Raw genomic sequence first — 10,285 nt, forward strand, 5'->3', positions numbered from 1 at the left:
TCGAATGCATTCCAAGTTGCGTCGATGTACACCGGAATGGCGGCGCGGATGGCACAGCTTTTGGAGGTAAGCGCACCTGACGTGCTTCCGGATTTCGTCGCCGCTATGTAACTGCGTAGTCCTCGCCCGCGCGGCACACCCTGCGCATAGTGCTGGCGCCTCGTCTGCTTGATCAACTTCGTGCCGACTTGCCATCTCTGCAAAGGATGGAATGCTCCCATCGCTGCAGCTTGTGGAATTCAGCTGTTGGGGCAAGATGATCGTGCATATCCACGCGGAACCATTTGGGCTCTTGCGCGATGGTAACCACTCTATCTCTTCATTCCGCTGATACATCGAGCTGTGCTCCACATGAGTCAGCGCCATATCATCCACGGAAATCAAATCTCCACGCGTCCATGCATTGAGCACGTTAGGCCCGTCGTTGTCCTTGCTGGTAAAGTCCGTCGCCTGCTCTTCCAGCGAGATCGCACCCTGCGTAAAAAACATGAGCGGCAAAGTCATCTCCTCCGGATGCACATAGCCCGAATTCTTCACCAACCCCGGGGTAGTACCGCATACTCCCATCCAGCGCCACCAGGGCATCAATCCGGTTATCCCGCGCTGCCGCAAACAGATTTGAGATCCCGCCCCAGCTGAATCCGGCCTCTGCAATTTCCGACATATCCCCATTGGGCAACGTCCGCGCATAGCCAATCAGGAACGAGATGTCCCGCGCCTGGGCGTCGATCCCCTCAAGATCGTTAGTCATCACCCGCGCCGTCGCTCCCAGATCCGTGCTCGACAACACCACATACCCATGGCTCGCCAAGTACTCACACAAATCCACATTGTCCCAAGACATCGCCGAGAAGCTTGGTGCATAGATCACTAAAGGAAACTTTTCATTCAGGGCTGTCGCGTCCCGAACTGCCCACAGTGAATCGTTAAGCGTCGGCTTCATCCCGTCGATCCACGCCTTCCATTCCCCCCAGAGCTTCGGCTTATCGAAACTCGTCTCCGTAACCAGCAGCTCGCTGTAGTCCCCTACCGTCATCGGCTTCTTGCCGCTCTTCTCAGCGGGATACCAGATCAGCGTCTGCAACGGTCGCGCACGCCCGCCTACCGTTGGCTTCCCCTCCGCGTCAATCTTGGGACGATACGTTCACGGCGACTTGTTCTGCGACCGGTACTATAGCCAATGCTCCATCAATCGCCCGAGAGCCTGGCTGAGATCCTGATGCGTGCCTCTGAACTTGCCAAGGATCGGCGCAAAGTGCGTTACACGCGCTTGCGTAAGGCTGTCGAATCAGGCTTGGAGGATGCGAGTGTATTGTCGGCGAATCAGCCTAAGAGAAAGAAGCGGAATAATAAACTTACATCGAGCAATGTTGCAGTGGATCCTCAATTACCCGACCAGGTTATGAGTCGATTAATCAACTTAGAGAAGCAAAGCAGAGAAAATGACCACGCTACCGATTTGGATCAAGAACAGATTGTTGGCTGAGATTGAGCTTGCATTTCAGCCGGCCCTCGCTACACCGGCCCTCGCTACACGCGGAGACTCCGCGCGCGCGAGATTGATGGCTGGCGCACATTCTTCCCGATGCGGGCCACCTGCGCGATGACTGAGGGATACAAGGCAGCATGGCGCAATCTGCCGAGAACACGATCTCACTCCGCGCCGCCGCGCCGCTTTGCCTTGAGCAACACATCCACAGCCTCGGGACGGTCATCCCAATAATCCAGCCGTATTCTTCCATCCGGCAACTGGCTCACCGTGGCCGGAACAGCGCTGGCTGTGCAATACCAGCCCGAAGGCAGCACCACTGCATTGCGTGGCCGGTCAAGTCCGCGATCGAACACCAACTCGTCGCCATTCAGCCGATAGCTCACCGGCGCCGTATAGGTCTCAGCAATGCGCAGCCGCAGCGTTTGCCCTGTCTGTACCGGGGCAAAGGGAATGACCACCACCCGAGCATCCGCTGCCACGGTTTCCCCAGTATTGATTTTTGACGCGATCATCTCTGCGCCGCTCATCTCTCCAGCCTTCAACTGCTCGCCCGTATCCAAGACGTAAGCCGAAGGATGACTTGCCACACTGCCGGTGCGCACCACATTGGCATAGCCATTCACACCCGTGCGCGTCTCGGTATAGTCGTGATAGAGGCTGAAGGAGTGCGTCTCCGGCTGCTGCAGGAAGTACACAATGTCCCGATCCTGCCTGGCCCGCTCCGACAACCGGTCCTGCTCCGTCTCTCCGGCAAAGGGCGACTCCCAGCTTCGCTCCTTCGTCAATTCCGCCGGCAATGAATTCGCGCCGGTCCGCGCATCCTTCACCGCGCGCACTTCGAGCGGAGCCTCGCCCGCACCCGCGTGAAGAAAACTGATCGCAATGCGCCCATCTTTCTCGGTCAGAATCTGCGACGGCACGGTCAACTTCACCACCTCGTACCCCGCGGGCAACACAACTTTGTCGCGCTGGATTCCCAAAGGCCGCTTGAAGACGATCGTTTTGCCATCGACGTAGTAGCTTTTGGCGTCCTTATAAGTCTTGACGATAATGACCCGCCCCTGGCCGTTTTCCGGCACTGGGCGTGCTAGTGTCACCTTGATGTATTCGGTGTCCAGTTCGGCGTCCGCCATCAGCGTATCTTTGCGTGCCTCGGCACCACTCACCGCATCAAAGTGCAACGCCTTGCCGCTCATCGCGTCATAGACACTTTCATCGCTGGCCACGCTGCCTTTGCGGATCGGGTTATAAAAAAACCTGGCTCCCGCGGTCGTCGCAGTCACTTCGTAGTAAATCTTGAAGCTCGCAGTCTCCGGATCAAGCAGCTCGTAGCGCGTATACTCGTCCGTCTCCGTTTGCAGCGCGGAAGCGGCCGGGTAATACACCGCATCTTTTCCCTCCGCGTTTTGAGCACTCACCGAATGCACTGCGAGCGTAAGGGACAACGCCAAACTGATGCGAAGGATCTTTTTCATGGACATGCCCTCCACCATACTTTATTTCTGCTCACCATGAAGAAGCTCCAGCTCCGAACCGATAAATCCCCATGAGTTCCACGCCTCGCCTTTCACCACATTTCTAAACAACTCCATGGCGCCGGAGTTGTCGTGATGATAGAAGCGCCAGTTTCCCACGCCATAGGAAACCGTATCGAAGGACAGCTCGCCTTCGAGGTCGGCCGGCCCCGTGGGCGGCGGTGGTAGCACGGCTTCGGCGGTGAGCTTTCCTTGGTAAAAGTGCAGCAGGCGCAGATAGAAATAAAGGTGCGGTTCGGTGTTCTTGATCTCCGGCGTGATGCGCACCAATACCTGCTCTGCTTGCTGTTCCTTGCCGGCGCGACGCAGCGAAACATAAAGCCAGTTCGAGCAATCGATCAAACTATCGTCGTTCTTCGCCAGAGATCGAGCATGGTCAAACGAAGCTGCCGCAGCATCGAACTCGCCCAGGAAATAATGCGCAAGGCCCAAATGATAGTGAGCGTCCAACATCTCAGGGGCGAGCCGCGTCGCTTGCTCCAGATCCTTCATGGCCGCCTTGAACTCTCGCAATCCCAGCTCACGGTGGCCCCGCTCCAGATAAAGGTCCGCATTGTTTGGTGCAAACGCCAGCCCGCTGGTAACAGTGGCTATAGTTTCACGATATTGGCGCCGTGCTGCCTGTGCGTGCGCAAGTTGCAGCACCATGCTGATATTTTTGGGATCTGCCGCCAGGCTCTTGCGAGCGTCTCCAATGGTTTTGTCATCGGGCAGCGCATACAGCTTGCGGCCCAGGCCAGAGGTGAGCTCAATAACACCAGGCGCCGTTGTCTGAGATAAAAGATTTGCTGTCAAGCCAAAAGCCGCTATGAATAAAAACGCCATGAAGCAGCCCATAAAACGCAGCCTCGTTAGAATTCCACCGATTGTCTCGTTCACGTGTGCCAGCTCCTGAAGATTGAGAATTCATCCAGCGCAATGCGTAAAACCGCTCGCCGCTTCTAACGAAGAGTTACGACCTTCGCTTCTTCGCAAGCCTTCAAATAATCAACCACCACATCGATGGGGATAGGCCCAAACTCCGCGGCTACGGCATCGCGTATTTCGCCCACCGATTTCTTACCGTCGACAAAATTCACGATCTCGTAGGCATAAAGGGCTCCGCGATCCTGCACACGGATCAGGCGGTCCGACCGGCCGTTGAGAAGCTTAATCTTGCTCACTCGCTCGGTTCCCAGCCGGTCCAGCAGCACATCGTCGTTTTGAAAAGTGAGCGGCCCAATCTCGCCCATGCGCACGGGAATGCGCTCGGCATTCGGCTGGTCATGCCAAGGCGGCAGCGCCAGAAAGCTGTGCGCCCCACGCCGTTCCGCGCCGCGATCGATCCACCCATTCAGCACTACCGTCTGCGCCTCCAAATCTTTGTTGAAGACAGCCGCGTTTTGAGGGTCGCTTCCGGTATACATGGCGAAAGAACCGAGTTCCGCCTGCTCGCGCCGAAGCATCTGGGTCAGCAGATTGCGCGCCTCATACCAGGCTTCCTGCGGCCCCAGTTGAGTGTCTTCGACGAGCGCCTGCGCGCGCGCAAAGCCCTCCGCCAGCCGCCCCTGCGCACGAGTCGAAAAAAACGCCAGCAAAGAATCCGCATTCCCCGCTCCCAGCGCCGCGTATGTATATCCAGAAGCGGCGCCCAGGAACGCCACGCGTCGCAATTTGGTTGCGTCAATCTGCTCCAGCGTGTCGTGATCCGTGTGGATATAAATGTCCGGCCAGTCGCGCAGGTAGAGCGAAGGCACAGCGATGGTCGATGAATCATAGTCGTCGTGATCACTGCCTTCGGCATACGATGTGCGGTCCACCAGAAACTCATTCCGCGTACCAGGCGCTCCATCGCGATCTTCGAGCGCAGCTGCCTCCGCGCCGCTGCCGTCTTCGGCATACACCGCCGCACCCTCTCTGATGGCCTCCGCGAACAATGCGCCCACGTCAGTCACGAAAGATGGCAGCGACCATGGCGTCTCCGTCACATGCAGAATCGATTTGTTCTTGTAGGGGTCGCCACCCACCATATCCATATGCACATCGGCACGCAGTGCGCGCCGAATCTCCGGATGGGTGCTCAAGTAGGCCATCGTACCCTCGACTTCGGGCCCCCAGATAAAGCGCAACGTGCGGCGAGGACGCGGCAGTTTCCCGCCAGTAATCAGCTTGTTGAGCAGGCGTGCCGATTCCAGGATCGTCACACATCCACTCGCATTGTCGTTTGCGCCCGGCCGCTGATGATCGAGATGGCAGCTGTAAACCACTTCACCGGCGGCAGGGTCGGTCCCTGGAATGGTCGCCGTGATTACCGTCCAATGATCCGGAACCACTTCGGCTTTCACATGCGCGCTCATCGTCACCGTCAGCCCAAGCTTCAGTTTCTCTCGCAGCGCAGTCGCCGTTCCGCGTGACACCATGAACGCAAATCCTTTGGGAGCGAATGGATCCAAGTGGCCCCAGCGCACCACCGCCGGATCGAGCCCAGACCAGGCCGTTGTCTGGTTCGGCATATCGCTCACAATGCCCGCCGCCCCGTGCTCCATCACCGCCATGCGCTGCACGGTCGCGAGCACTCCATCGGCCAGAACGAACTTTCCACGCACATCTTTATCTGCATAATCCGCCTCGCGGGTTCCCGCGCCTACATCGATCAGCGATGCGTCCACATCCGCGCTGTGGCTATAGTCCGCCAGTCGAATCGGATCCGTCGCCCAGTCCCCCAGAAGAGTATGCTCCGGCGCAATTTCCCACAGGCTGGCAGCCTCAACGCGCCATCCCAGGTGCGAACGCATCAGCCCGTAGTGAATCTTGCCGTCAATGGGAAACTGCTCTCGACGAGCATCTTCAAGTCCATACTCTTTGGCACGCATCAGGATGAAATCTGCCGCTTGCTCAAACTCCGGCGTTGCTGGAACCCGGTGCAGCCGCGTCAAGGTGCGCAGGTTTTCATAAGGCGCCATCCCGCTGGCCTCATCGCGTATCGCAATCCACTGCGTCTCGGTAAGAAAAGGTTGTTGGGCACGAAGCTGAAAGCCATAGATCATAAGCCCGGATAGGGCCACGATAAGCCGAAGACACTCTGTCGTATTGAAGGATTTCATAAGTTGATGTTTGGCCTGCGTCGTCAAGAATCCATTTTAAGCGCAGCGTTATCGCCGCAGGCTAAGGGGTGGGTGATTCCGCTTGGTCATCCTTGCGTCGAAAACCCATTCCTGCATGTTTTCATGAAATCGCCGAAATAGGACGGAGGGTAGACCCCCTTCTTGCCCGCTCGTAGCACCACCTCCACGTCTACCGGCTCAGGTTTTTTGTAACCGGACTTTTGGAGCCTTATCGCAAGCGTTGCGAGTTCGTTACAAACGTGCCCTGCATTGGAATTGGCGCAAGAATCAGCGGGCGCATCCTGCGCGTTCTGGCCAGATGCCGTTGACCTGAGACAAATAGAAGCTACAAAGAAAAGCACTGGTGGCTAGATGTTGCCCATCCTTGGATGCATGGCGACCGTCGTAACTTCATTCTAGGATGATTGGCCGTCGCAACGACGAGAACCGACCGTGTGGTGGGCAACCCTTCCCTAACCCCGAAAACAGGCAACTTCACGCTTGTCTCTCAACCCCTCTGAACTCCAGAGTTGAGCTGGCTCTGTCAGGTCGGCTCATGGTTCACCACAAATGGGGCAACATATCTAACATCACCGCGGCTGCATTAAGGAGTCGGCTTCTCGAGCTCGGCCAGACGCATTTTCGGCTCCAGCTGTGGAGTCGAGAGAAACCGGTGGCCCTCTTTCAGGACGTGCGTGCCGGACGGTCGGGGGTTTGTTGCCTTGACACCAACCTCCGGCGGCGATACAAGGGGTGTGCTTTCCTGAAGGATCACGAGGATATGCCGAAATCTCTTTTGTCTCGTCGCGCGTTTCTGCAGACCACCGCGGTAGCTGCCGGTGCCGCTCTCGCCTCCAACTCCATTGGCCTGGATGCCGAACCGTCCTACGTCACCTGGGAGCATTCACCGGCAAGTGACCGTGTCCGCTTCGGCATTGTCGGCGTGGGGATGGAAGGCAGCGGCGTGCTAGCAACGGCGGTCGCGCTGCCCGGCACCGAATGCGTTGCAGCGGCCGATCTCTACGACGGCCGCCACACCCTGGCCCGCGAAATTGTCGGCAAGCCCATCAAGACCACACGGCGCTACCAGGAACTGCTCGACGACAAAAGCGTCGACGCAATCCTCATCGCCGTCCCAGACCACTGGCACAGGCAGGTCGTGGTCGATTCGCTCGCCGCGGGAAAGGACGTCTATTGCGAAAAACCCATGTCGCACAATCCAGCCGATGGCCTCGCCATGGTGGCGGCGGCGAAGAAGACCGATCGCATTGTGCAGATCGGGGCCCAGCGCACCAGTTCTGTGCTCTGCGCCAAGGTGAGGGAGATGATCGGGAATGGCGCGATTGGCGACCTGAACCTGATTGAAGCCACTCTGGGCCGCAACGATCCAACCGGGGCATGGGAGTATCCTCCACCGCCCGATCTCTCGCCTGAAAACCTTGACTGGGATACTTGGCTTGGCGCGGCTCCCAAGAAGCCTTTCGATCCCTACGCCTTTGCGCGCTGGCGCTGCTGGAAAGAGTATGGAACGGGGGTCGCTGGAGACCTGCTGGTCCATCTCATCAGCGGTATGCAGTTCTCGCTTGGCATCAATGAAGTGCCGAAGCGTGTTTCTGCCTTTGGCGGCATTTACCGGTGGAAGGACGGCCGCAACATGCCGGACGTCCAAGCGGCACTCTTCGAATACATGGGCATTCCGGTCTACATGCGGCTGAGCCTTGGCTGCGAATCGGCGGAAGTCACTCGTTTCCAGGGCTCGAAGGGGATGATCGAGCTTCGCGAGTTCTCAGTCACCTATTCACCCCAGGCAGGAGTCGATACATCACCCAGCTATTACTCCGGCGGATTTCCCGGCGCCATGCGCGCAGCGTACGTAAAGAAGTGGCACGAAGAGCACGACCCGACGCCGGGCAAGGAACCGGCTACCGAGAGCATTACGATCAACGGCAACGATTACGACGATCTCCGCCCCCATCTCTGGAAGTTCTTCGAAGCCGTGCGGTCGCGCAAGCCCGTTGTGCAGGACGTCGTCTTTGGCCACAACGCGGCTCTCGCCTGTCATCTGGCCAACGAATCCTATTTTCGGGGCGTTCCAGTTCGCTGGGACGAAGCCTCGCAGACCATTAAGTCACTGGCATAAAATCACAGGAGCCCGACGTGAAGACCCTAAGACTCGCTCTTTTCGCGCTGATCGTGATCGTTCCTGGCGCGCTCTGCACTTCGGCGCAAGTTTCCGGGCAAACCGGTTCCGTTGCGCCGTTTCTGGGACGCTGGGATCTGACCCTGAAGGGAGCTGATCTCGAATATCCCTCCTGGATCGAGATCGGCCAGAATGAGGGAAATCTCACCGCCGTCTTCACAGGCCGCTGGGGCAACGCCCGCCCACTGCCCAGGGTCGCGATCACCGGAACACAGATCACTTTCGTCTCTCCGAAGGAAGAGGAAGCCAGCAAGGCCGACATGATCTTTGAAGGCGACCTCAGAGACCAGAGCCTTTCCGGAACTGTAAACGGCCCAGACGGCTCCACGTGGAGGTGGACGGGCGTGAAGGCTCCTGTACTCGATAAGGAGGCCCTGCAATGGGACAAGCCCATTCAGCTCCTTAGCGGTAAAGACCTGAGCGGCTGGCACCAGAGCAAGGCTGGACCTCCCGACTGGACGGTGAAGGACGGCAATCTCGTCAGCCCGGGCAACGGTCCCGAACTCATCAGCGACCGCAAGTTCCAGGACTTCAAGCTTCATATCGAATTCAACTGCGGCAAAGACTCAAACAGCGGCGTCTACCTCCGCGGTCGATACGAGGTGCAAATCGAAACCGAGTCGCAGGGCGAGCCAGCCAGCCACCATACCGGGGGCGTCTACGGATTCCTTTCACCCACTCCCGAGTTGCCGCGCAAACCTGATGTGTGGCAGAGCTTCGACATCACGCTGATCGGACGCAAAGTCAAGGTAATCCAAAACGGCCAGACCGTCATCGACAACCAGGAAATTCCTGGCCTCACCGGCGGCGCACTCGACAGCCACGAAAGCGAGCCCGGCCCTATATACCTCCAGGGAGGCGAGAAAGGCCACGTCCTCTTTCGCAACATAACTATCACGCCCACGGAGTAGCCAGGCATCCAAATTGATATCCGAACCCCGTATTCGAGTTCTGTCCGGATTGGCGGTGATCGAATCACGACTCAAGTCCATGGGTTCCATTCGGAATCCTCATTCCGCCAGAACCCCGTTCCAACATGTAGATCAATAGCTGGAAGTAGGGATTTGTCTGCTTCGAGGAGAACACCCAGTGGAACCACCCGCCTCTCTGATTCCGGTATCTCTGGACCAGCGCCCGAGAAGATTTCCCATTCGTCTTCTTCCCAACGCATCACCTCGGTGACCCGTGCGCCACGAAGGGCGTTCAGATCAGTCAAGGCTACAGAGTCCTTCGGCACATAGTACGTCCATTCTTCGTTCAACCATCGCCAAGCAGGTGTGTGAGTCGGACTCCACGGTTGCGAGAGGTTTGGAACATCAATCGTCCGGTGCGCTTCATCGGGAACGATCTGGTAGGCTTCAATACTCTTTCCCGGATAGTAATCGAACGCTCCAAGCATGAGAGCAGTTGCCCAACTCGTGTTCACTTTGCGGAAGCAAAAGTGCCCCACAACTTTGTTCCGGCCCGTGTGGTGTTCCAATCGACGGGCGGCAACAGCGTACCCTGACACTTTGGATCACTTTGGAAATATCGTCCAGCCGATAGAAGTAGGTTCCGGCCAGGATGAGTTCTGCGCCAAGCGATTCGGTCAATCCGATCGTGTAACCGAAATGCGGATATCCTCCACCCGTGACAACGTAAGTGTGGAATCCATGTTGAGCGATATGATCGCGGATTTCGTTGAGGGCCGTCTCTCTTCCTTATTGATATTCCTCCGCTACTGCGAGGGCATAGAAGATCGCGTTTTCTTTACGTTCGCAAACTTGCTTGCCTCTGTGGCGTCAGTTGCTGCTACAGCATCCGCTCAGCAGCCCGCGTCGCCCCATGAAACACTAGAAGATCTCAGAACTTTGGTTGCCCCTGCACCGATCCGAGCATCTTGAGGCAAGCGCCGCTGCCGAACCGAGCGCGCCGGGCTTGAATGAAGCTCGTGCTGAACGATTATCGGATGGACCGCGCCGCAGCTAGCAACTCG

9 protein-coding genes are annotated in these 10,285 nt (G+C 57.7%); 3 read left to right on the forward strand and 6 right to left on the reverse strand.

What is annotated here, in order from left to right; translation table 11 throughout:
• Together VK574_RS17960 and VK574_RS17965 are read right to left on the reverse strand one after the other, a co-directional pair.
• A partial coding sequence (locus VK574_RS17960) for a hypothetical protein (RefSeq protein ID WP_472801249.1) occupies positions 1–203 on the reverse strand: 203 nt, incomplete at its 3' end.
• 209 nt (positions 204–412) lie between these two features.
• On the reverse strand, positions 413–1,084 hold the full coding sequence (locus tag VK574_RS17965) for a hypothetical protein (protein ID WP_472801250.1): 672 nt from the start codon (positions 1,082–1,084) through the stop codon (positions 413–415).
• Between the two features lie 135 nt (positions 1,085–1,219).
• Here VK574_RS17965 and VK574_RS17970 point away from each other — a divergent pair, with 135 nt between their 5' ends.
• A complete protein-coding gene (locus tag VK574_RS17970; RefSeq protein WP_472801251.1) occupies positions 1,220–1,486 on the forward strand; it encodes a hypothetical protein in 267 nt (88 codons plus the stop codon).
• Positions 1,487–1,653: 167 nt separating this feature from the next.
• On the opposite strand, the gene VK574_RS17975 is transcribed toward VK574_RS17970, so the two are convergent.
• The 3 genes from VK574_RS17975 to VK574_RS17985 form a co-directional block, all read right to left on the reverse strand.
• Positions 1,654–2,967, reverse strand: coding sequence for a hypothetical protein (locus tag VK574_RS17975; RefSeq protein WP_472801252.1), 1,314 nt, complete (start codon positions 2,965–2,967; stop codon positions 1,654–1,656).
• Between the two features lie 21 nt (positions 2,968–2,988).
• A complete protein-coding gene (locus VK574_RS17980) occupies positions 2,989–3,906 on the reverse strand; it encodes a hypothetical protein (protein ID WP_472801253.1) in 918 nt (305 codons plus the stop codon).
• Between the two features lie 62 nt (positions 3,907–3,968).
• Positions 3,969–6,110: a M28 family peptidase gene (locus tag VK574_RS17985; protein WP_472801254.1), complete on the reverse strand. Its 2,142-nt coding sequence runs from the start codon at positions 6,108–6,110 to the stop codon at positions 3,969–3,971.
• Positions 6,111–6,891: 781 nt separating this feature from the next.
• Between VK574_RS17985 and VK574_RS17990 the strand changes: the two genes are divergently transcribed.
• Positions 6,892–8,250, forward strand: coding sequence for a Gfo/Idh/MocA family protein (locus tag VK574_RS17990; RefSeq protein WP_472801255.1), 1,359 nt, complete (start codon positions 6,892–6,894; stop codon positions 8,248–8,250).
• 17 nt (positions 8,251–8,267) lie between these two features.
• Positions 8,268–9,221 carry a 3-keto-disaccharide hydrolase gene (locus VK574_RS17995; RefSeq protein WP_472801256.1) on the forward strand — a complete coding sequence of 318 codons (954 nt, stop codon included), beginning with the start codon at positions 8,268–8,270 and terminating at the stop codon, positions 9,219–9,221.
• 71 nt (positions 9,222–9,292) lie between these two features.
• On the opposite strand, the gene VK574_RS18000 is transcribed toward VK574_RS17995, so the two are convergent.
• Positions 9,293–9,709 carry a hypothetical protein gene (locus tag VK574_RS18000; RefSeq protein WP_472801257.1) on the reverse strand — a complete coding sequence of 139 codons (417 nt, stop codon included), beginning with the start codon at positions 9,707–9,709 and terminating at the stop codon, positions 9,293–9,295.
• Positions 9,710–10,285: the final 576 nt, after the last annotated feature.

The sequence above is a fragment of the Occallatibacter sp. genome (assembly GCF_035317045.1).
Lineage (GTDB): Bacteria > Acidobacteriota > Terriglobia > Terriglobales > Acidobacteriaceae > Telmatobacter.